This window comes from Aquimarina sp. MMG016, from assembly GCF_018100805.1.
Taxonomy (GTDB): domain Bacteria; phylum Bacteroidota; class Bacteroidia; order Flavobacteriales; family Flavobacteriaceae; genus Aquimarina.
This window is the reverse complement of sequence record NZ_JAGJEA010000008.1, coordinates 124,309-147,295: the sequence shown is the minus strand read 5'-3', so window position 1 is coordinate 147,295 and position 22,987 is coordinate 124,309. Positions and strand designations below refer to the sequence as shown.

General features: G+C 33.9%; 20 protein-coding genes. 15 read left to right on the top strand and 5 right to left on the bottom strand.

Annotated elements, in window-relative coordinates:
- Positions 1–256: 256 nt before the first annotated feature.
- Positions 257–1,330 (top strand): DUF2652 domain-containing protein, encoded by a 1,074-nt coding sequence (locus J8M14_RS15880; protein ID WP_211075788.1) that lies wholly within the window; start codon positions 257–259, stop codon positions 1,328–1,330.
- Positions 1,331–1,332: 2 nt separating this feature from the next.
- On the opposite strand, the gene murF is transcribed toward J8M14_RS15880, so the two are convergent.
- Positions 1,333–2,610, bottom strand: a complete 1,278-nt coding sequence (gene murF, locus J8M14_RS15875) for a UDP-N-acetylmuramoyl-tripeptide--D-alanyl-D-alanine ligase (RefSeq protein ID WP_211075787.1) — start codon at positions 2,608–2,610, stop codon at positions 1,333–1,335.
- A 71-nt stretch (positions 2,611–2,681) separates the two neighbouring features.
- Positions 2,682–4,358 (bottom strand): gliding motility lipoprotein GldJ, encoded by a 1,677-nt coding sequence (gene gldJ, locus J8M14_RS15870; protein ID WP_211075786.1) that lies wholly within the window; start codon positions 4,356–4,358, stop codon positions 2,682–2,684.
- Positions 4,359–4,556: 198 nt separating this feature from the next.
- Here gldJ and porU point away from each other — a divergent pair, with 198 nt between their 5' ends.
- The 8 genes from porU to J8M14_RS15830 all read left to right on the top strand — a co-directional run bounded on the left by porU (position 4,557) and on the right by J8M14_RS15830 (position 15,429).
- On the top strand, positions 4,557–8,399 hold the full coding sequence (gene porU, locus J8M14_RS15865) for a type IX secretion system sortase PorU (protein WP_247672670.1): 3,843 nt from the start codon (positions 4,557–4,559) through the stop codon (positions 8,397–8,399).
- 42 nt (positions 8,400–8,441) lie between these two features.
- Entirely contained in the window at positions 8,442–9,611 is a 1,170-nt protein-coding gene (porV, locus tag J8M14_RS15860; protein WP_211075785.1) for a type IX secretion system outer membrane channel protein PorV, read from the top strand.
- Between the two features lie 103 nt (positions 9,612–9,714).
- Positions 9,715–10,197: a cytidine deaminase gene (locus tag J8M14_RS15855; RefSeq protein WP_211075784.1), complete on the top strand. Its 483-nt coding sequence runs from the start codon at positions 9,715–9,717 to the stop codon at positions 10,195–10,197.
- 153 nt (positions 10,198–10,350) lie between these two features.
- Positions 10,351–11,352 (top strand): pyruvate dehydrogenase (acetyl-transferring) E1 component subunit alpha, encoded by a 1,002-nt coding sequence (gene pdhA / locus J8M14_RS15850; protein ID WP_211075783.1) that lies wholly within the window; start codon positions 10,351–10,353, stop codon positions 11,350–11,352.
- 3 nt (positions 11,353–11,355) lie between these two features.
- Positions 11,356–12,963, top strand: coding sequence for a pyruvate dehydrogenase complex dihydrolipoamide acetyltransferase (locus tag J8M14_RS15845; protein ID WP_211075782.1), 1,608 nt, complete (start codon positions 11,356–11,358; stop codon positions 12,961–12,963).
- A 66-nt stretch (positions 12,964–13,029) separates the two neighbouring features.
- On the top strand, positions 13,030–13,611 hold the full coding sequence (locus J8M14_RS15840; protein WP_211075781.1) for an NUDIX domain-containing protein: 582 nt from the start codon (positions 13,030–13,032) through the stop codon (positions 13,609–13,611).
- Between the two features lie 50 nt (positions 13,612–13,661).
- Positions 13,662–14,606, top strand: coding sequence for a M20/M25/M40 family metallo-hydrolase (locus tag J8M14_RS15835; protein ID WP_211075780.1), 945 nt, complete (start codon positions 13,662–13,664; stop codon positions 14,604–14,606).
- A gap of 142 nt (positions 14,607–14,748) precedes the next feature.
- Positions 14,749–15,429 carry an SDR family oxidoreductase gene (locus J8M14_RS15830; protein ID WP_211075779.1) on the top strand — a complete coding sequence of 227 codons (681 nt, stop codon included), beginning with the start codon at positions 14,749–14,751 and terminating at the stop codon, positions 15,427–15,429.
- Positions 15,430–15,462: 33 nt separating this feature from the next.
- Here the strand turns inward: J8M14_RS15830 and J8M14_RS15825 are convergent, their stop codons facing one another.
- The 3 genes from J8M14_RS15825 to J8M14_RS15815 form a co-directional block, all read right to left on the bottom strand.
- Entirely contained in the window at positions 15,463–15,855 is a 393-nt protein-coding gene (locus tag J8M14_RS15825) for a hypothetical protein (protein ID WP_211075778.1), read from the bottom strand.
- A gap of 259 nt (positions 15,856–16,114) precedes the next feature.
- Positions 16,115–17,014 (bottom strand): hypothetical protein, encoded by a 900-nt coding sequence (locus J8M14_RS15820; protein ID WP_211075777.1) that lies wholly within the window; start codon positions 17,012–17,014, stop codon positions 16,115–16,117.
- Positions 17,011–17,796, bottom strand: a complete 786-nt coding sequence (locus tag J8M14_RS15815; RefSeq protein ID WP_211075776.1) for a hypothetical protein — start codon at positions 17,794–17,796, stop codon at positions 17,011–17,013. The genes J8M14_RS15820 and J8M14_RS15815 overlap by 4 nt, the downstream gene beginning before the upstream one ends.
- Before the next feature lie 253 nt (positions 17,797–18,049).
- Between J8M14_RS15815 and J8M14_RS15810 the strand changes: the two genes are divergently transcribed.
- The 6 genes from J8M14_RS15810 (at position 18,050) to J8M14_RS15785 (ending at position 22,986) form a co-directional block, all read left to right on the top strand.
- The gene (locus tag J8M14_RS15810; protein WP_211075775.1) at positions 18,050–18,919 is read left to right on the top strand and encodes a DUF4349 domain-containing protein; all 870 of its coding nucleotides are present in this window, start codon (positions 18,050–18,052) and stop codon (positions 18,917–18,919) included.
- 103 nt (positions 18,920–19,022) lie between these two features.
- On the top strand, positions 19,023–19,619 hold the full coding sequence (locus J8M14_RS15805) for a SprT-like domain-containing protein (RefSeq protein ID WP_211075774.1): 597 nt from the start codon (positions 19,023–19,025) through the stop codon (positions 19,617–19,619).
- Between the two features lie 3 nt (positions 19,620–19,622).
- Positions 19,623–20,171 (top strand): hypothetical protein, encoded by a 549-nt coding sequence (locus J8M14_RS15800; protein WP_211075773.1) that lies wholly within the window; start codon positions 19,623–19,625, stop codon positions 20,169–20,171.
- Positions 20,172–20,174: 3 nt separating this feature from the next.
- Positions 20,175–21,254, top strand: coding sequence for a mannose-1-phosphate guanylyltransferase (locus tag J8M14_RS15795; RefSeq protein WP_247672668.1), 1,080 nt, complete (start codon positions 20,175–20,177; stop codon positions 21,252–21,254).
- Between the two features lie 8 nt (positions 21,255–21,262).
- Entirely contained in the window at positions 21,263–22,723 is a 1,461-nt protein-coding gene (locus J8M14_RS15790; RefSeq protein ID WP_211075772.1) for a DUF389 domain-containing protein, read from the top strand.
- A complete protein-coding gene (locus J8M14_RS15785; RefSeq protein ID WP_211075771.1) occupies positions 22,720–22,986 on the top strand; it encodes a hypothetical protein in 267 nt (88 codons plus the stop codon). The genes J8M14_RS15790 and J8M14_RS15785 overlap by 4 nt, the downstream gene beginning before the upstream one ends.
- The last annotated feature ends 1 nt before the right edge of the window (position 22,987 follow it).

Sequence of the window (22,987 nt, the reverse complement as noted above, 5' to 3'; positions counted from 1 at the left end):
TTGTCTGGAAAAATAACAAATTATAAAGTCTGTATATTAATAATTACGTAGAGTTTAGGGGACAAAAGAATTCTACATATACAGATTTTTACATCAAGGTGGGAAGAGCATGTTCTTTCCACCTTTTGTTTTTAGAAGATGATTAGTGTTATATTTTATACCCAGGCATTATCAAAATGATTTGCTAAATATTGTATTGGTTGTACAGGGTGAAACTATAAATTCTTAGATTTGGTAGTACAACTACTTTTGTTTTATGACTGATTCATTACTTTTTATTCCAGATATTTCCGGTTTCACCAAGTTTGTTCAAAACACTGAAATAGAACATAGCCAGCATGTGATTTCAGAATTATTAGAAGTTTTGATAAAGGCTAATACCCAAGATTTAAGATTGGCAGAGGTAGAAGGAGATGCTTTATTTTTCTTTAAGGAAAATGAAATTCCTTCTCAGGAGAAATTATTAGCTCAGATTGAAACCATGTTTACAGCTTTTTATAGTCATCTTAAGCTTTTGGAAAAGAATAGAATCTGTCCATGCAATGCTTGTGCAGCTGCTCCTGATCTTCAGTTAAAAATTATTGCGCATTGTGGAGATTTGCAATTTATTACCGTACAGCAAAAACAAAAGCCTTTTGGAGAATGTGTAATAGAAGCGCATAGATTACTTAAAAACTCTATAGCTAGTGATCAGTATACACTTATAAGTAAGAACCTCTCAGAAATTATAGGTTTGCCGGATGATTATAAAAGTAAGCTTTATGATTTTAAAGGAGGTACAGATGCCTATGATGGCAAAGAGATTGGATATGTGTACTCAGAAATTGATAAGAATAAGTTGAAACTTACATCGTTTGCTACTCCTGAAATGGTAGAGTTTCAATGCCCGCCAAGTGTAGTAATTGAAAAAGAGTTCGATGTTTCTGCTTCTCAATTAATGGAACTTGTTACGAATTATAGTTACCGTCATCATTGGGCAAAAGGGGTTGATAAGTTCGAATACAATCCCGATGAGGTTACCAGATTAGGTACTGAACATGTATGTGTTATAGACGGAAAACGGTTAAATTTCACTACAATTACCAAAAAAGTGGAGCCTGGTCATCTTATTTATGGAGAGCTTACAAAAGATTTACCAATCGATTCGTTATATCAGTTTTTTACCTTTATCCCAGTTTCTGATCAATCGTGTAGGATTCTTGTAGAGATGTACCCTATAGCAAAATCTTTACTAAAGAAGCTTATACTTACTTTATTTATAAAACGAGCGATTAAAAAATCTACAAATACTTCATTAAATACGCTTAAGTCATTTGCTGAAAAAAATTAATACTAGATTAAATCAAGGATTCGTTCTAATTTCATTCCACGGGATCCTTTAATTAAAATTGCCTTGTTGGTTTTGTTAGTGTTCCATTCGTTTTTAAGCTCTTCAAAAGATTTATATTTTTTTACACGGGTATCATCAGAAGTGGTTCTAAAAAAGTTATTACCTAAGAGATAAATATTATCTACTCTGGTATTACAAATCAAATCAGCTATTTTTTGATGTTCGGCTTCAGCTTCTTCTCCTAATTCAAACATGTCTCCAAGAAAGACAGTTTTAGCTTTATAATTCAACTGTTTGAAGTTTTCGATAGCAGCTCTCATACTAGATGGATTAGCATTATAAGCATCTAGAATAATTGTTTGGTTGCCTTTTTCAATGATTTGAGAACGATTGTTGGATGGTGTATAAGATTCAATAGCCTTTTTTATCTGTAAAGAGTCTATCTTAAAATATTTACCTATGGCAATAGCAGCAGCTATATTGGTGAAATTGTAAGTTCCTATTAAATTGCTATGGATATTAATGGAGTCTAAACTAACAGAAACCATTGGGTTAGCTTCTAGTAATTTTACCGTAATATCACTTTCTGAACCCTTAGAAAAAGTAAAAGTTTTAATACCTGAAGCGGCTTTAGAGAGTTTGTCATCTTCAGTATTAAGAAAAACTATCTTCTGATGTTTTTTTAAGTGTCTATACATTTCTGTTTTTCCTTGCAGAACACCTTCGATGCCTCCAAAACCTTCTAGATGGGCTTTACCTATATTAGTAATATATCCATAATCCGGTTGGGCAATTGAACATAAAAAATTAATTTCTTCTAGATGATTAGCTCCCATTTCTACAATACCAATTTCCGTTTCCTTGGTCATAGAAAGTAATGTCAAGGGAACGCCAATATGATTATTTAAGTTTCCGGCAGTAGCTTTAGTCTTATAAGAAGTAGAAAGAACGCAATTAATTAATTCTTTTGTTGTAGTCTTTCCATTACTTCCAGTAAGAGCAATAATTGGTGTTTTTAAATATAAGCGGTGATACGTCGCAAGTTCTTGTAATGTTTTTAAAACGTTGTCAACCAGTATATGTTTGTCGGAAGTATTAAATTCTTCTTCATCAATAATAGCATAAGAAGCTCCTGATTGAATAGCTTGTGAAGCAAAAGCATTACCATTAAAGTTCTCTCCTTTTAGAGCAAAGAAAATGGTGTTTTTCTGAATGTTTCTGGTATCTGTAGAAACACCATCTGACTTTAAAAATAATTTGTGTATTCGATCAATATTCATGTAATATAAAGATATTAAAAAGCCCTGACTTATTAATCAGGGCTTTTCTATAACGAACTTTTATTTTTTAACTATCTAGGTTTTTTATGTCTTGGTGTTTTCTTGTCTTTTGCTTTTTCTCCAACACGAGACATTGCATTTCTAAATCCAATATAATCAGTAGACATGTCCTGAGGGAAGAATCTTCTCTGTGCAGGATCTAACCAATATGCTCTGTCTTTCCAAGAACCACCTTTATAAACACGTACATTATCATCTACGATTGTAGTTCTTGTACTTGTTTCATCATATCTTCTATCTAGTTTTGTACTATCCTCATCACTCACAGTTACACTATGAATCGGTGCATTATACATTCTTCTACTTGGAGAATCCTGATCTTGGAATCCTTCAAAATATCTAGAAGAGCTTTTGTCACCATCTCTATAGTTCCTATTATCACTTTCGGTAAAATTAGTTCTTAGATATGTGTCATCTTCAGTGATAGGAGTTTGTAAAATACCTCCAGGTAATACTCTGGCAACAATTTTACCATTACTTAATGTGTCATAAATAATAGAATCTGTTGTAGCTATTTTTACAGTACCGTCAGGGTTAATCGCATTTTTAGTATATACATTACCTCTATAGTAATTAAAGTCATTATACTCATCATCAACTATTGGTCTGTATACATCCGCAACCCACTCTGCAACATTTCCTGCCATATCATAAAGACCATAGTCATTAGGATCATAAGATGCTACCGGTGCAGTAATGTCAGCACCATCGTCACTCCATCCTGCGATACCACCATAGTCACCATCACCTTGCTTAAAGTTAGCTAATTGGTCACCACGAGTTCTTCTTTTTCCAGAGCGTGTATATTTACCACTCCAAGGATATTTTTTTCTACCTCTATAAATATTATAACTTCTGATCTCTACTAAACCTAAAGCAGCATATTCCCATTCTGCTTCTGTAGGAAGTCTATACTTAGGTAAAAGAAGTCCGTCTTTACGCTGTACATATAAACCTGTAGAATCATTATCTTTTGCATATCTTTCAGAAAGTCTCCCTCCTCTAATAGCTTCATCATTACCACCGTAAGTCTGAGAAGGAGCATTTAGATACGTTTCTGTATCAAATGTACTTTCTGCAGAAACATCTTCGAAAGGAGCATTTTCTTTAATAAACCCTTCTTTTTCTAAAATACCTTCATTAACTCGGTTTGTTCTCCAGTTACTAAATTCAACTGCTTGAATCCAATTTACACCTACAACCGGGTATTGTGCATAAGCTGGGTGACGAAGGTAGTTATTAGTCATCATCTCATTAAATCCAAGACGATTTCTCCAAACCAATGTGTCTGGAAGCGCTCCTAAATATATATTTCGGTATTTAGGTTCAGTAGGAGGATATACACCTTTAATCCAATCCAAGTATTCTAGATACATTACATTGGTTACTTCGGTCTCATCCATATAAAAAGACTGAACATGTTGTTGAGTAGGAGTGTTGTTCCAATCATGCATTACATCATCTTGGACACGTCCCATCGTAAAAGTACCACCTTCGATGAATACTAAACCAGGTCCAGTTTCCTGTTCTTTGTAATTTGTGTTAACTTGAAATCCGCCTTCTTTGGAATTATATTTCCAACCAGTGGCTCTAGAACTGCTTCCGTAGTTGTTTTTTGTATTACAACTGAGAAACAAAACACTAATGGTAAGTGCCATTAGTGACTTAAAAACAAACGCGTTTTTCATAATCTTAAGTTCGTTAAAGTAGAAATTAGGGCTTGCAATATAATAATTAACGTTAAATTTACCCTAATATTTTTAAAATAATATCAAATAGCAAAACTTTTATGTTTTTGCAATGATGTTTGGTTTAACGTAATATTTTTACGTTTATTATTATTTTTGAAGAAAAACTCTGATTTAGAGCAACACTAAATTTATGTTATGCTCGTTTTGAATGCTATGATGAAGAAAATTATTTTTTTGCTAATATTTCTGATTTCAATACCAGTTTTGGCTCAGAATACAAGGCAAGTTACTATAGATTGGAAAGATGTCGAAATTAGTACATCAAGTACTTCAATAACGGTTCCGGGTTTTGATGAATCATATTTTGATTACCAAGATGATATTGGGATTTTTTATTCTTCTGTTTGGGAGGAGTCTGGCGAGATTAATACCAATACCGCTAAAGTGACCAATATTAAGTATCAAAATATATCCAGATCTGCTCTTAAGGATTTAGATATTAACTTAATTCCGAACAAACTTCGGTATACTATTAAAACTGTTAGAGCTAGAAATAAAAAATCTGGTTTTATTCAATTAACTCCGATAATAAAAGATGGGAATGGTTATAAAAGAATTACTTCTTTTGATATAGAATATCAAACCGGTAGAAGTAAATCTTTTGCTAAGAAGTTTCCTATAAGTAATTCTGTTTTGGCCACCGGAGATTGGTATAGGATTTATGTGGATAAAACAGGTGTTTTTAGAATTACTCCAGAGTTTTTGAGTAGTTTAGGTATGAATATAGCTTCAATTGATCCTAGAACAATAAAAATCTATGGTAACGGAGGGCGAATGCTTCCTTTGCTTAATCAGGAAAATACAGAATTTGATTTAAGAGAAAATGCTATTCAGGTTGTTGGAGAAGAAGATGGGGTATTTTCTGGTAGCGACTATATCTTGTTTTATGGCGAAGGAACGACTGGTTATAGTGAAGAAAATGGTACAAATCTTAATCTGTATGCAGATAGGTCTTATTATTTCATTACTGCGGGAGGAGCAAATGGTAAAAGAATATCCAATTATGTAGAACCCTCTGGAGTTGCAACAACACAAATAAATTCATTTACCGATTATCAATTTTATGAAGTAGATACGGAGAATTTAGTGAAAATTGGTAGACGTTGGTTTGGAGATCGTTTTGATATAGAAAGAAATAAAAGTTTTGGGTTTAATTTTCCTAATCTGATTACTACAGAGCCTATTGAGTTAAGAGTTTTAGCTGCTGCTGTGTCAGAGTCAACTTCAAGTATGACGGTTAATTTTAACAATCAGAATGTTGCAACGCTTAACTTTTCTTCAATTACAGGAACTACATTTGCTTCTGGCAGAGAAACTACTCAGTCAGTAACTTCTTCAGCGGATCAGATGACAGTTGGGCTTACATTTAATAACAATGGTAATCCAACAGCAGTTGGGTATTTGGATTTTATTAGTCTAAAAGCCAAAAGGTCTTTAATAAGTACAGGTAATCAGATGTCATTTGCTTACGAGGAAGCGGCTACGATGACGGGAATAGGTGAGTATACTATTGCAAACGCATCAAATATTGCACAAGTATGGGATGTTACAAATCCAAACTCGATTACTACAGTTACTAATAATGGATTGCAATCAAATTTAAGATTCAAAGCTAATTTAGGCGAAATAAGACTATATGTAACCGTTGTGCCAAGTAATTTTTACCAGCCTATAATAGATCAAAATTTTAGAGTTGTCAATCAAGATATAAAAGGTACTATTTTTCAAAATGACCAAGGTCAGTTTCAGGATATTGATTATTTGATAATTACCAATGATAATTTATTGTCTTCAGCAAATAGATTAGCAGAGCATCATAGAAATATCAATAATTATAATGTAAAAGTATTAACTCTTGAGAAAATCTATAATGAGTTTGGTAGTGGTAAACAAGATATTTCAGCAATCCGAAACTTGGTGCGATATGTGTATGATAACGCTTCAGATCCTGCAAATCGATTAAAATATTTATGTCTTTTTGGTGATGGATCAGTTGATTACAAGAATAGATTACAAGGAAATAACAATATCGTCCCCACGTTCGAAAGTGTTTCTAGTTTTTCATTAGTAAGTTCCTTTGCAACAGATGACTTTTTTGGAGCGATGGATCCTGAAGAAGGTAGAATGGTAGGAGGAGATCTCTTAGATATTGCTGTAGGTAGAATCCTTGCGGACACTCGTCAATTGGCAGATGCTCTGGTTAATAAAATTATAAATTATAGTAGTCAGGAATCTTATGGAAGATGGAGAAATTCAATCTTGCTTGTGGCGGATGATGTAGATGCCGACTGGGAAGCAACAATACAAGGAAGTTTAGATGAATTGGGAGATGAGGTTGGTGCAAGAAAACCTTTTTTGAATTTTGTGAAAATATATGCGGATGCTTTTCAGCAAGAATCTTCTTCTTCAGGAAGTAGATATCCAAGGGTTAATAAAGCTATTTCTAGTGCAATTGAATCTGGTGCTATAGCGGTAGATTATTTTGGTCATGGGGGAGAAGACGGGATGGCTAAAGAATTTATTTATAATAAATCTGATATTGTAGGTTTAAGCAATACTAATAAATATCCATTTGTTATTACAGTTACTTGTGAGTTAACAAAGTTTGATAACCCGTTGAGACCTACGGCAGGAGAATTGTTGTATTGGAATAATAATGGTGGAGCGATAGGATTAGTTAGTACCACTAGAGATGTTGTAGTAACTTTTGGGATTTCGGTAAATGAAAGACTTTCAGGTTTTTTATTTCCGGATGGTTCAAGTTATCCTACAGTTGCAGAAGCTGTAAGACAGCTGAAGAATTCATATACTTCTAATAGTAAACGTGTAATATTCTTTTTTGGTGACCCCGCAATGAAGATGGCAATTCCTAAGCCTAATGTGCGACTTACCAGTATTAATGATGTATCTATTTCTGAAGTAATAGATCCGATTGAAGCATTAAGTAGAGTTAAAATTGCCGGAGAAGTAGTAGACGAAGCCGGGAATTTGATTAGCGATTATAATGGAACTTTAAGTACTACTATCTATGATAAGAATATTGATAGAGAAACTTTGGCGAATGATGGAGTGAGCAATAATGCTGGTGAGATTATAAAATTAAATTATAAAACTCTTGGGGAAATTATTTTTAGAGGTAAAGCCTCTGTTACCAATGGGGTGTTTGATTTTGAATTTATAGTCCCAAGGGATATCGCTATACCTGTAGATACTGGTAGAGTTAGTTTTTATGCCTCACGAAACGGGGTGTTGGAAGATCAAACAGGAGCTGATGAAACTATTTTAATAGGAGGATTAAATGAGAATGCTCCTGAAGATAATATTGGTCCTCAGATACAACTCTTCATGAATGATGAAAGTTTTGTTTCTGGTGGAACTACTGATAATTCTCCCGTTCTTATTGCTAAGCTTCAGGATGATAATGGTATTAATACCGCTAGTGGAATTGGTCATGATATCTCAGCAATTTTAGATGGAGATGAAGCAAATCCATTTATCTTAAATGATTTTTATGAGACTGAATTAGATGATTTTACTAGAGGAATAGTGAATTTTAAGTTTAAAGACTTAGAGCCAGGTCTACATACACTTACTTTTAAAGGTTGGGATGTATATAATAATTCTGCAACTCAAGAAATACAATTTATTGTGGCAGACGCATCAGGTTTTGCGCTTAATAATGTATTGAACTATCCTAATCCGTTTGTTAGTCATACAGAATTTTGGTTTGAACATAGTAGTACCGCAAGTGATATTCTAGAAGTTCAGGTTCAGGTATTTACGGTTTCAGGAAAAGTGATTTGGACACAGAATAAAACACTCTCAGGAAAGACTGGATATAGAGAAGATATACAATGGAATGGGCGAGATGACTTTGGGGATAAATTAGGAAAAGGTGTCTATGTATATAAGATATCAGTAAAATCTACGTTAACAAATCAGCGAGTCGAAAAATTTGAGAAGCTCGTTATCCTTTAATAACTAAATAACTATATATTTGTCAAAATCAATTTACACGGTATGAAAAAATCATTAGTACTTGTCCTTGCTTTTTTATCATTATGTAATTTTAAAATGCAAGCTCAAGATAATAGAGACCCAAGGGCCATTACTACGGCGGTTCCTTTTTTACTTATAGCAGCAGATGCAAGAGCGGCTGGATTAGGAGATCAAGGTGTTGTGACATCTGCAGATGCTTTTTCACAACAATGGAATCCGGCAAAATATGTTTTTGCAGAAAAGCAACAAGGTGTAGGAGTTAATTATACACCCTATTTAAGTAATTTAGTTAATGATATTGGATTAGGTAATTTAACGTACTATAATCGATTTGGTGTAGAGGGAAGAAGTGCAATTGGTGCTAGTTTTAAATATTTTAGTTTAGGTGAAATTGAATTTAGAGAAAATGCTAATGATTTGGGATTAATTCAGAAACCAAACGAATTAACTATAGATGTTTCTTATGCGCTACGTCTAAGTCAGAATTTTTCTATGGCAGTTGCAGGACGTTATTTAAGATCAGATCTTAAATTAGATCAGGTTTCAGAGGCTGAAGCGGCAAGTAGTTTTGGTGTGGATGTTGCTGCGTTCTATCAGAGTGAGGAAAAAGCGTATGGCTCTTTTAATGGTAGATGGAGAGCAGGATTAAATATATCAAATATTGGTCCTAAGCTTAAATATGATGATGCAGGACAAGAAAACTTTATTCCAACCAACTTTAGAATAGGAGCAGGTTTTGATTTTATATTAGATGAGTATAATACTATTACTCCTTCATTAGAACTTAATAAATTATTGGTACCAAGTCCACAAGATTTTGATGGAGATGGAATTGTAGGAAATAGTCAAAGAGACATCCAGGAGTATCAAGATATTAGTTCTGTTGGGGCTATATTTTCTTCTTGGGGAGATGCAGAGGATGGATTTAGTGAAGAACTAAAAGAATTTACCTGGTCTCTTGGAGCAGAATATAAGTATCGTGATGTATTTGCATTTAGAGGAGGGTATTTTAATGAAGCAGAAGAAAAAGGTGCTCGTAAGTTTGTTTCCTTAGGAGCAGGGTTTAGATATACTATCGTTAATATTGATATATCATATTTGTTTTCTACATCAGCAGTAAGAAGTCCATTAGAAGGAACACTACGTTTTGGTCTTTCCTTCAATTTCGGGGATGACTATGATGAAAGATAGATAACAATTGTTATACATTTTAAAAAGAAGTATCAAGCTAAAGGTTTGATACTTTTTTTGTTTATTGTACATTGTGAAGCCTTTTCTTAAACAAGGTTGTAATATGAAGGAAATTGAAATAAAATCTGTTTTGGAGATATATGATTCATTCGAAGAATTACCAGAGGATATTCAGCAATTAATGCAGCAATCTTTTGATATCAGGGATAAAGGATATGCTCCATATTCAGAATTTTTGGTCGGAGCAGCTTTATTGTTAGAGAATGGTGAGATAGTTCTTGGTAATAATCAGGAGAATGCTTGTTACCCTTCAGGTTTATGTGCAGAACGTACTGCAATTTATTATGCAGGAGCAAATTTTCCAGGGGTAGCAATTAAAAAAATGGCGCTTTCTGCTAAATCATTAAAACATCAATTAATTACTCCTACACCACCTTGCGGAGCTTGTAGACAAGCAATCGCAGAATATGAAATAAAACAGAATTCTCCGATAGAGATTTTTTTTACAGGAGAAACAGGGAAAGTGGTTAAATCTTATTCATTAGCTAATTTATTACCTCTTATTTTTGATAATTCGTATTTATAACGTTTTCGTTGATTTTATTCTAAAACTACTTTTCCCTTAATTCCGAATATGCTATTTTTGTTTTTCGCTCTTTAAATAAATTAAGAGTAAAAACAGATAATAGTCAGTATTATAGCTGAATTATTTTTGATATATCAGCACAATCAATCGTAAATGAAAAAAGTAACTAAAGAGGTTTACCTGAATTGGTACGAAGAGATGCTTTTCTGGAGAAAGTTTGAAGATAAACTCGCACAGGTCTATATCCAGCAGAAAGTTAGAGGATTTTTACACTTGTATAATGGTCAGGAAGCAATTTTAGCCGGAGCATTACATGCTATGGATCTTACTAAAGATAGAATGATCACTGCTTATCGTAATCATGTTCAGCCAATCGGTATGGGTGTCGATCCCAAAAGAGTAATGGCAGAACTTTTTGGTAAGGGTACAGGAACCTCTCAAGGTTTAGGAGGATCAATGCACATATTTTCTAAAGAACATCGTTTTTATGGAGGACATGGTATCGTAGGAGGTCAGATTCCTCTTGGTGCTGGATTAGCATTTGCAGATAAATATCATAAAAGAGATGCTGTTACTCTTACTTTTATGGGAGATGGTGCAACTCGTCAAGGGTCATTGCACGAAACATTCAACTTAGCTATGCTTTGGAATCTTCCTGTGGTATTTTGTGTTGAAAATAATGGATATGCGATGGGTACTTCTGTAGAAAGAACTGCAAACCATCCTGATATCTGGAAACTAGGATTAGGGTATGAAATGCCTTGTGGTCCAGTGGATGCTATGAATCCAATAAAAGTTGCTGAAGCTATGGATGAAGCTATTACCAGAGCTAGAACAGGAGGAGGCCCAACTTTCTTAGAGTTGAAAACATATCGATATAGAGGTCACTCTATGAGTGATGCGCAAAAGTATCGTACTAAAGAGGAAGTAGCAGAATATCAAAAAATAGACCCTATTACTCAGGTGTTGGATGTAATAAAGGAAAAGAAATATGCTACAGATGAAGAAATTGCTGATATCGATAAGAGAGTAAAATCTAGAGTAGCAGAATGTCAGAAATTTGCAGAAGAATCACCATTCCCAGAGAAGAATGTGATGTATGATGTTGTATACGACCAGGATGATTACCCATTTTTATCACACAAACCACAATAGATTATGGCTACAGTAATTAATATGCCGCGATTGAGCGACACCATGGAAGAAGGAGTTGTTGCGAAGTGGCTTGTTAAAAAAGGAGATAAGATTAGCGAAGGAGATATCCTTGCAGAGATAGAAACCGATAAGGCTACCATGGAGTTTGAGTCTTTTTATGAAGGGACTTTACTTCATATAGGTATTGAAGAAGGAGAAACTGCTCCTGTAGATCAGTTATTAGCTATTATTGGTGATGAAGGTGAAGATATATCAGGTCTTTTAAATGGAAATACCACTCCTCAGAAAGCTGAGGCTGTTAAAGAAGAAAAAACTGAGGTGTCTGCTTCTAGTGCTTCTGAGACAGCTGCAATTCCTGAAGGAGTAGAGATTATCACTATGCCTCGTCTTAGTGATACTATGGAAGAAGGTACAGTGGCTACATGGTTGAAGAAAGTAGGAGATACCGTTGAAGAAGGAGATATTCTGGCGGAGATAGAGACCGATAAAGCTACAATGGAATTTGAGTCATTCTATAATGGTACACTTTTGCATATTGGTATCGAGGAAGGTCAGACAGCTCCCGTAGATGTGTTATTAGCGATTATTGGTCCTGCAGGTACAGATGTTTCAGGGCTTAAAGATGGAGCCGTGGCGGTATCAACTTCTGAAAAAACAGAAACACCTGTTGCTGAAACTAAAACAGAAACCAAAACAGAAGCTACACCTGTAACAAGTACCGGAGGGAGAATTTTTGCATCTCCATTAGCTAAGAAAATAGCAGCTGATAAAGGTATTGATCTTTCTCAGGTAAAAGGAACAGGCGAAAATGGACGTATTGTAAAGAAAGATGTAGAATCATTTACTCCGTCTGCTACAGTTAGTGCATCTGCTCCTACAAAAGAAACAACTTCTACCCCGGCAGTACAAACATTTACTCCTGCCGGAGAAGAAAGTTTTGAAGAAGTTAAGAATTCACAAATGCGTAAGGCTATTGCAAAGGGACTTTCTGCTTCTAAGTTTAATGCTCCTCATTATTATCTTACTATTGAGGTAGACATGGATAATGCAATGGCTTCTCGTAAGAATATTAATGAATTACCAGATACCAAGGTGTCTTTTAATGATATGGTGGTAAAAGCTTGTGCAATGGCATTGCGCAAACATCCTCAGGTTAATACTCAATGGACGGATAATGCTACAAAATACGCAAAACATATCAGTATTGGTGTTGCAGTTGCTGTTCCTGATGGTTTAGTAGTCCCTGTGCTTCCATTTACGGATCAGATGTCTCTTACACAAATAGGGACTAAAGTCAAAGATCTAGCAGTGAAAGCTAGAAATAAAAAATTAACTCCTCAGGAAATGAGTGGCAGTACTTTTACAGTATCTAATTTAGGAATGTTTGGTATACAAGAGTTTACTTCTATTATCAATCAGCCTAATTCTGCAATATTATCTGTAGGTGCTATTGTGAAAAAACCAGTGGTAAAAAATGATCAAGTGGTAGTTGGAAATACTATGAAAGTGACTTTAGCTTGTGATCATAGAACGGTTGATGGAGCCACTGGAGCTCAATTCTTACAGACTTTAAAACAATATCTAGAGAATCCTGTAACTATGTTAGCATAGTAATAATGGAATTATAATAAATAAAATCCCGCTTCTTCAAGTGGGATTTTTTGGTTTTAGATAATTATGTACAAAAGAATAAATAATTTAAGATCCAAGGTCCTTTCTGATGAAACCTTCCTGCTGAAGGAGTATGTCTTTGATTATAAGCATACAGAAAATCATCATAAAGAAAAACATCTTAGAGAAGTATATGATCACGGAGATGGAGCATCAGTTTTGTTGTATAATCTGTCTAAAAAGACCGTGGTATTAACTAGGCAATTTAGATTACCTACATATCTAAATGGTAACACATCTGGTATGACTATAGAAGTTTGTGCAGGTTCACTAGATAACGATACACCAGAGAAGTGTGCAAAAAGAGAGGTTTTAGAAGAAACCGGTTACCGAATTGATAAAATTGAAAAAGCGTTCAATGCTTATGCCTCTCCAGCAGTAATGACGGAAATAGCACATCTATTTATTGCAGAATATACCGATGATATGAAGACTGAAGAAGGAGGTGGGTTAGAAGAGGAACAAGAACATATTGATGTGATGGAACTTGATTTTGAAAAAGCATTCAATATGATAGAATCAGGTGAAATCAGAGATGCCAGAACAATTATGTTATTACAATATTTAAAAATAAAAGATATAATCTAAGTTTAATTATCTTTAGCCCAAATCTGATTCATCTCAAAAAACAAAAGAATATGAAAAACATCCTTCTAATTGTAGTTTCATTATTATTTATCAATTGTAAACAAGTAACTAATGCTCAAGCGCCCACAGCACCTACAACTGCTTCAGAAGTAGGAGAGATTATGAAGTTTTTGGCTAGTGATGATCTTGCTGGTCGCGACACAGGTAGCGAAGGATTGGATAAAGCGGCTACTTTTATTGAAAAAGAGTTTAAAGAAAGTGGGATCCAGCCTTATTTTGAAACTTATAGAGATACTTTTGATGCTAAAGGTATAGCTACTTATAATGTAGTAGGGTTTCTAAAGGGAACTGATGAGAAGTTGGCAAATGAATTTGTAATTATAGGAGCGCATTTTGATCATATAGGCAACGGAAAAGAAGTCAATGGCGATATAATTGCCAATGGAGCTAATGATAATGCTGCCGGTAGTACCGCTGTAATATCGTTAGCAAAGCAGTTTGCGCAACTCAAGGATAATAAGAGAAGCATACTATTTGTGCTTTTTGGAGCAGAAGAAAGAGGTTTGTTAGGATCAGTACACCTGGCAAAAGTGTTAAAAGAAAAGAAACTCGATCTCTATGCTATGGTTAATTTCGAAATGATAGGAGTACCATTAAATGATAAGTCATATAAAGCATATATTACAGGTTTCGAAATATCAAATATGGCTGAAAAAATAAACGAATATGTTGGTTCTGAATTGGTAGGTTATCTAGCAAAAGCAAAAGAATTTCAATTGTTCCGTAGGAGTGATAACTATCCATTCTATGAGCAGTTTAAGGTCCCTTGTCAAACGATCTCAACTTTTGATTTCACCAATTATGATTACTACCATCATGTGGATGATGAAGTTTCAGAAATGAATTTTGAATTTATGGCGGAGCTAATTAATGATTGTGTTCCCGCAATTACTAAAATGGTAAATACAGAAGCAAAAGAGATTAGATTAAAATAATAAATATACTATATTCAGTTGTCAAATTGAGCTTCCTTCAAAGGGGGATAGGTCTCGAAGTTTTTAAAATCTTAAAAACTGAGTAGGCTTTGACAAGCTCAGACCGACATAAAAAGAATACTTTTTTATATCGTTTGATTTTATGAAAAACATCATTATCACAGGAGCTAGTAGAGGAATCGGTTTTGAGATGGCTAAGCTCTTTGCAGATGAGGGGCATCAGGTTTTGGCTTTATCCCGAAATGAGAAACCCATTACATCTTTACATCATAAAAATATCTACACATTTTCTTGTGATATATGTAACTCATCAGATCTAAAACAAGCAATGAACTATATTGAACAAGAATGGAAACAGGTAGATGTTCTGATCAATAATGCAGGAAAGTTGTTAAATAAACCCTTTGCCGAAATTTCTTCCAGAGAATTTGAAGAAGTGTATAAAGTAAATGTTTTTGGTGTAGCGGAGTTAACCAGGTTGGTATTGCCTTATATGCAATCTGGAGGCCATGTGGTAACTATTAGTAGTATGGGTGGTATTCAGGGTAGTGTAAAGTTCCCTGGATTGGCTGCCTACAGTTCTAGTAAAGGGGCGGTAATCACATTAAGCGAGTTATTGGCAGAAGAATATAAGGATAGTGGTATTGCTTTTAATGTATTAGCAATTGGTGCTGTACAAACCGAAATGTTAGAAGAAGCTTTTCCGGGATATCAGGCGCCATTAACAGCTGTAGAAATGGCTTCTTATATCAAAGATTTTTCTCTCACGGGTAATAAGTTTTACAATGGAAAGGTGCTTCAGGTTTCTAGTAGCACTCCTTAAACATAGAATTGAGAATCTGGTTTACAATAAGTATTATTCAGTACTTAAATTTAGATATTGATAGAACTGTGGAACTGTAAGTACTTTCTTTAATTCTTCGTTCTGAAAATATATGATATTACTTAGGCTTTTTGACTTTTCTTTTGCTGATAAATTAGATTGAATGACTTTATTTGCCTGAATAGAATATTTATAGATCGTTTTTTCAACCGCTCTTGCAGCATAGATATTAAGACTTAGCTCTTCTTGTAATTCGATTGTTTTATTTATAGCTAATTTGCGGAATTTTGCATTTTCCTTTTTCTCATCCTCAATTTGAGTTTGAACTGTATCTTGGTTTTGTGTTTGTGTTTGATCTTGGTTTTCCGTTTGCGAAATACCAGTAAAGCATGTAAAAAGAAAAACTAAAATTGTAATTATTTTCATGGGACTAAACTTTTTTACTTTTCTTTAGAAAATGTTAAAATATCAGGACATCAAAAATATTAATATTTGATTAACAACAAGTTAAAATACTAAAATACTCGATAAAAACTTGTATTTTTTCGTTGAAAAACCAGTTTTTAATGGTTTTAAAAGTGTATTATTAAGGTAAAACCGTAAAATTAACATAAAAAAAGTAGAGGCGTTTTTATGTGGATAAAGCATGAATCCTCAATTCTGAAAATAGAATTGAATTTTTAAATCAAAGTCTACAATTGGTCAAAAGCCTTTTTGTGATCACTTTTTTAGAGCTCAAATCAGTAAACCTAAAATCAATATAATAGGTGTATTTTCCTTTTACTTTTGGTATGGTGGGTGTGGCCTTTAACCGAACCCTATATTGATTGTTTTTATAGGTTTCCTTCCAAGTGGTTCCTGGTTTTCTGTTTTTAGATCTGGATTGGATTAACGGAATATGAAATTTCTCTGTGTTTTTACCTAGCTGTATGATTCCTGTGGAGTCACCTTTAAACCGCCCAAAATATAGTTTTTTATAATCCGTATTTGTTGCTTTTACCATAAATAAACAATCGCAAGCATTAATTTCTTCCCAGGTAAAACTGAGGTCTTTTAAAGAAAATTTGTTAACACTTTTGGGGTTTGATGCTTTAGGTTGATTAATAGTTTTGTTTTTTGAAACTTTAATTTTATCAAAACTAATTTGAGTCGCGTTTAAGGACTCTCCATCAATTTCTATGGTAGAAGTTTTGATCCGTGCAACTATGGTATCGCTTATCATGCTGTCGATTTCAGTGCCAAAGACTACTTCAGTTTTTATGGATTTAACCGAATCTGAAATTGTTTCTATAGGTTCGATTAGCTTAACGCTTTTTACTCCAGAGGCTAATTTGTTAAAAAACGATTTATTATCATCGAGGTCAATGTCAAAGTTCGGATGGTTTTTGGTTAGGTTCTTTTTATCAATTTGTTCTTGTAATTTTTCTTTAATCAAAAGCGCATAAGCATCTTCTTTAGAAATAATTTCTTCCTCCTTTTTAATTCCATTGGCTTCAAGGATATTTGTAGTATCCATTTCTTTAGAAGCATTATTAGCGCATCCAAATAGTATACAAAGTATTATGACAGATACAAATTGTTTCATGATTTTACTTTGAATTTAAGTTTTACAATTTGTCCGTTAGATCTTCTCGATTCTATAATTTCAATGTTTTTAAGGCTTTGAGTAGGAGTAGTCAGCGTATTGATGAATTTATGCTTTGTGTATATTTCGATCCCTAACCCGTGGGGTAATACCTGAAAAATGGTAGCTTCATTTGAGATCATTTGTGATAGTTCTTTTCTTCTATTTTTCCAGTCATCTACCTTTCCGTTAGCATAATAATGTAACATCAATGCATAATCATCAGTTTTAATTTGTAAATCCTCCTTAGCATCAGAAGACGCAATACGATAAATGGTGTCAGATTTATGATATGGTGATTGCACTACAAAATGAATGAATTCGTCTTTTGTTTTCCAAGTAAAACATCCGGAGCTATCACTTTTTACATAAAAAGGAGATTCACTATTATTGAGTATAATCACATCTATTGGGATATCGGTAATAGGTTGATTACGGTCCTGATCTATAAAACAAAAGCTAAATGTAGTTTTAGCAGGAATCATAAAATATACCCCGGTAATTACGATACTACCTATAATAAAAAACCAAAACCATTTGGGGATTTGTACTTTTTTTTGACGATGTACTGATGCGGAATGACTGTTTTTAAAATCATTCCAATGGTCATACTCACAGTATTGAGATAAAAGATTCAGAATATCTATCCTTGGTAGTTTTTCTGAAGAGTTTTTAAAGTAGCTATAAAAAGACTTTTCACTAATACTAGCTTTGACTTGTTGCTGTAAGTCTTCCTGAAACAATATTATATCCTTCCCTTTCCATTCAGAAATATCTGAACTCGAAGCAGTATTGCTCTTTAAAAACTGTAATGCTACAGCTTTTTTAAGGAGGTCGAATAATATGTTGTCTTCAGAAGTAATGGTTGTACTATTTTGAAAATGAGTTTTTTATGTTTTGTAAAACAATTTACAAAAGCTTTACAAGTAAGTTACAAAAGATCGTTGAGGTTAGCATTTATGTTTGTTTCAGTTTAACAATTTAAAAAAGTATAAGATGAAAACAAATAATTTAAAATTAATTAAAGGGTTAGGTATAGGATTCTTTATTTTAATAACTTTTTCTTGCTCCAGACCAGAAAGCAAATATGATATCTCTGCAGAACAAATTTCATTACAGGAAACAGGAGAAACCCCTTCGTTAAACAGTTATAAAACTCAAATAAACGAATCAAAACCGAAAAAGATTGGCGAAAGTGTTGATCTGAAAATTATCAGAAATGCAAACTGCAAAATTAAGGTCAGGAATGTAGAAAAAGCTACCTCATTAGCTAAGCGAATAGCATCTACAAATAATGGATATGTCTCTGACGAACGTTTTAGTAATACCAATTATACTAAAGAAAATCGTTTTACCATCAGAATTCCTCAAAATCGGTTTGATACTGTTTTAGATAGTATTTGTGGATTGGCAGAATTTGTCGACCATAAAAATATAACAACAGTAGATGTTACAGAAGAATATCTGGATATTAAGGCTCGTTTAAAAACAAAGTTAGAAGTAAAACAACGCTATGAAACTATTCTTAGAAATCGAGCAAAGACTGTTGAAGATATATTGAAAGCTGAAGAAAAACTAAGTGGACTACAAGAAGAAATAGAATCTGCTCAAGGGAGATTAAACTACTTAGGCAATAGAGTTGCGTATAGTACTATCCAATTGGATATGTATGAATCTGTGATTCCTAAAGAAGAACCATCTATATATGAACCAACATATTTGGATAAAGCAACGAAAGGTTTGACTTTTGGATGGTCATTGGTTGAAAGCGTAAGTTTGATTATGTTTTATATTTGGCCTTTCCTGTTATTAGGCTTTATGATCTATATGTACTTTAGATGGATTAGAAAATATCTTTCTAAATAACCTTTCTGCTATCCTGAGTTTGATAAAAACATAAAACATTCTACAAGCTTAGGATAGCAAAATAATCTTTTAAGAACCACATCTTATTTTGTATTTTGCGCAGGTGAAGGAAATATTAGCGCGATATATACCTGATAGGGCGATTGATCCGGCATTTGATCTGATCGTAAAATGTAATGTACATCTCAAGATTGTGAATGAACGAGTAACTCGTCATGGGGATTATCGCAAAATGCCGGATGGTAGACATCAGATTACTGTAAATGCGTCGCTTAATACATATCGTTTTTTGATCACGTTAATTCATGAGATTGCACACTTGGTAGCATTTGAAAAATATGGACGCTTTATCAAACCCCATGGAATAGAGTGGAAACGAACTTTTCAGCAATTGATGCTGCCGTATATCAATCCCGAAGTTTTTCCTTCTAAATTGTTACCGGTGATTGCCAATCATTTTAAAAACCCAAGAGCAAGTAGTGATACAGATGAAAAACTGGCCTTAGCTTTAAAACAATTTGACCCTGAGAGTGATAAAAATTATATCTTTGAGCTGCCTTTGGGAAGTACCTTTAGATTGTACAACGGTAAGATTTTTAAAAAAGGAAATAAGAAAGTGAAAAGATATGAGTGTGTAGAATTGAGTACGGGGAGAATTTATCTTTTTAATCCTAACGCAGAAGTAGAACTATTAAACTAAAATATGGTTAAAAAAATAAGCTTAATTCTGACTTTAACAGTTTTGTTAGGTTGTAAGAATGATGATGATTCGGGTGTTTTAGATAATGCTGTTGATGGGCAAAATAGTATTACCCTGGTAACAGGAATAGCGCTTAAAGCCTCGGCTTTAGATATGCCCTTAGTGTTTGGTAACCCAAATATTAAGAACAATGGAGTTTTTATTGCCCCTAACCCTACTGGTAGTGACGGAATATTTAGCGTATCATCGGTTACAGGAGGAAGTATAAGTAATCTATGGATTATCCCGGGAAATGCTCAAAAAGTATATCAAGAAGTTAATTTTCTAACCACATTAACCGATGTTAATTATGAGGATGCTGATCTTACAGCTGTTGCAGTAGAAAATATTTCAGGTATTAATGGTACTGATATAACTATTAACTTAGAAAATTTCTCATCAGGATATTATAGGGTATTTATAAAAACGGCTAATGGACTTAGTTGGGAAAACCTTTTTTTAAATAATGATGGAAACACTTCTATACAGGATATAGAAGATTTTTGGAAATAATATATGAACAATAAGAATTATTACGCCATACTAATGGCAGGAGGAGTAGGATCCAGGTTCTGGCCGGTAAGTACAACCGAGTTCCCTAAACAATTTCATGATATGTTGGGAACCGGTGAAACACTGATCCAACGTACATTTTCCAGATTATCGAAGATTATACCAACAGAAAATATATTTATTCTTACTAATGAACGATATAACGATCTGGTATTAGAACAATTACCACAAGCCAAGCAGAGGCAAGTGGTGACTGAACCCGCTATGCGAAATACTGCTCCTTGTATTCTCTATGCTTCACTGAAAATCCAAAAGGAAAATCCTGATGCGGTTATGGTAGTAGCACCAAGTGATCATTGGATAGAAGATGAAGATGCTTTTATCAATAATCTAGAGCAAAGTTTCAATGCCTGTACTGAGAAAGATATATTGATGACCTTGGGAATCAAACCCACATTTGCCAATACAGGATATGGATATATTCAATATAAAAAAGTAGATGAGGATATTAAAGAGGTTTCTCAATTTACCGAAAAACCGAATTATGAAACTGCAAAACAATTCCTGGATGCCGGAAACTATCTCTGGAATGCCGGAATCTTTATCTGGAGTGTAAAAAGTATTGTAGCTGCATTTACTAAGTTTCAAGAAGAGATGACAGCTTTGTTTGAAAAAGGAGTAGCTGTATATAACACAGATCAGGAAGGAGATTTTATACAGTCTCAATATCCTTTAGCAGAGAATATATCCATAGATTATGCTATCTTAGAGAAAGCAGATAATGTGTATGTATTGCCGGCTACTTTTGACTGGAATGATTTAGGAACCTGGGGTTCATTGTATGATAAGCTGGATAAAACCGAAGCTAGAAATGCTGTGGTTAATGCCAGAGTATTATCTGAAGATGCAACCGGTAATATGATCAGAACATCAAAAGATAAGATTGTAGTAGTAGACGGATTAGAAGATTATATTATTGTGGATAAAGAAGAAGTACTATTGATCTATCCTAAAAAGAAAGAGCAGGATATTAAGCAGGTACTTAAAAAAGTAAAAGATACATACGGAGAACAATACGGATAACAATTATTATGGCAGAAAATATTCCAAATTCGGGTGATCAGCATCAGGATCAGAAGGTAGAACAGCAGAAAGAAGCTGTGAAAAAAGATGCTAAAGGATTATTTCAGAGTATATCCACTTTCTTAAAAGAATTACTTGATTTTAGGCACGATACGGATCGGGAAGGTACTATAGAATTGATTAAAGCAGATATTCCTTTTAAGGGAGCTACTGCCTGGATTCTGGTTTGCTCGATATTCATAGCGTCGATAGGTCTTAATGCTAATTCTATACCTGTGGTAATCGGTGCGATGTTAATTTCACCACTAATGGGGCCGATCTTAGGGATGGGGATGTCTATTGCGGTAAATGATATCGATACACTTAGAAAATCATTGATCAATTTTGCGGTGATGGTGGTATTGAGTGTGCTCACTGCTTGGTTATTCTTTTGGTTGTTTCCGTTAAAAGAGGAGTCTTCAGAATTATTAGCCAGAACCAAACCTGATATCAGAGATGTGCTGATCGCATTTTTTGGTGGATTGGCTTTGATTATAGCGAGAACCAAAAAAGGAACCATTGCCAGTGTGATTTTTGGTGTAGCAATAGCCACAGCCTTAATGCCGCCTTTATGTACTGTAGGATTTGGATTGGCTATCGGTAAATATGACTACGCATTAGGTGCAATGTATCTGTTTACTATCAATACTATTTTTATTGGGTTAGCAACTTTTTTAGTTTTGAAATTGCTAAGATTCCCGATGATCAGATATGCCAATTCTGCTAAGCGAAAGCTTACTGCCAGAATCGCTTCAATACTTGCTATCGTGGTTATGGTGCCTGCTATTTATACCTTTTGGATTACGCTTAACGAAAGTCAGGCTGAAGGAGATTATGAAAGCTTTATTGCTAATGAAATTGAAGCCAATGAAAATCTATACCTCAGAAAGCCTATCTATGATTATGATAATAAAACATTGAAGTTGTTTTTTGACGGAGAAATATCAGATGCAACTGCTAGTGATTTACAGAATGAGTTATTGAAATATGATAATATCAGCGATTTTAAATTAACTGTGAGAGGTAATAAAGCTAGAGGTATTGATCAGGTATCTAAAGCCTATGACCGATCTATAGAACAAATAAATCGCTTAGAGAAAGAAAATGAGCAACTTTTAGATCAGATAGAAGATCTAAAAATCCAAATGGCAGCATTAGAACTGCAGTTAAAAGAAGCTCAAAAAGTAGTTCCTGTTGAGGTACTGCCATACTTCGATATATCCAAAGATGCTAAGATTTATTTCCAGGATCTTAAAGAATTAGGATATGCAGAGGTGATAACATCTAACTTTAAAAAGGTAGATACGTTAAAGACAATCTTTCCTGAATGGAAATTCGCTGTGTCTGATAGTCTTAATGATATTAGAAATAACGATTTAAGAATCTGGATGACCAATACACTTAAGGCAGATACCTTGTACGTAAAATGAAACTAGAAGAGGATTTATTAACCTTAATTAAGAAGGAGTTTGATAAAAATCAAATACCAGAAGTCGTATCTCACCTAGAGTCTATTACCTTAACACATGTTATGGCTGAGTCTGAGCATAATTTACGTAACGCCAGATTTTCTGTGGTATATCTTGCAGATGGGGATTTGGAAGAGTTAGTTAGGGTGACTAAAGTTGCTAAATCTGATTTTAGAGATGTGATCTATTGGGCTGGGATAAAGAAAAAGGAGCAAGAAAAATAAA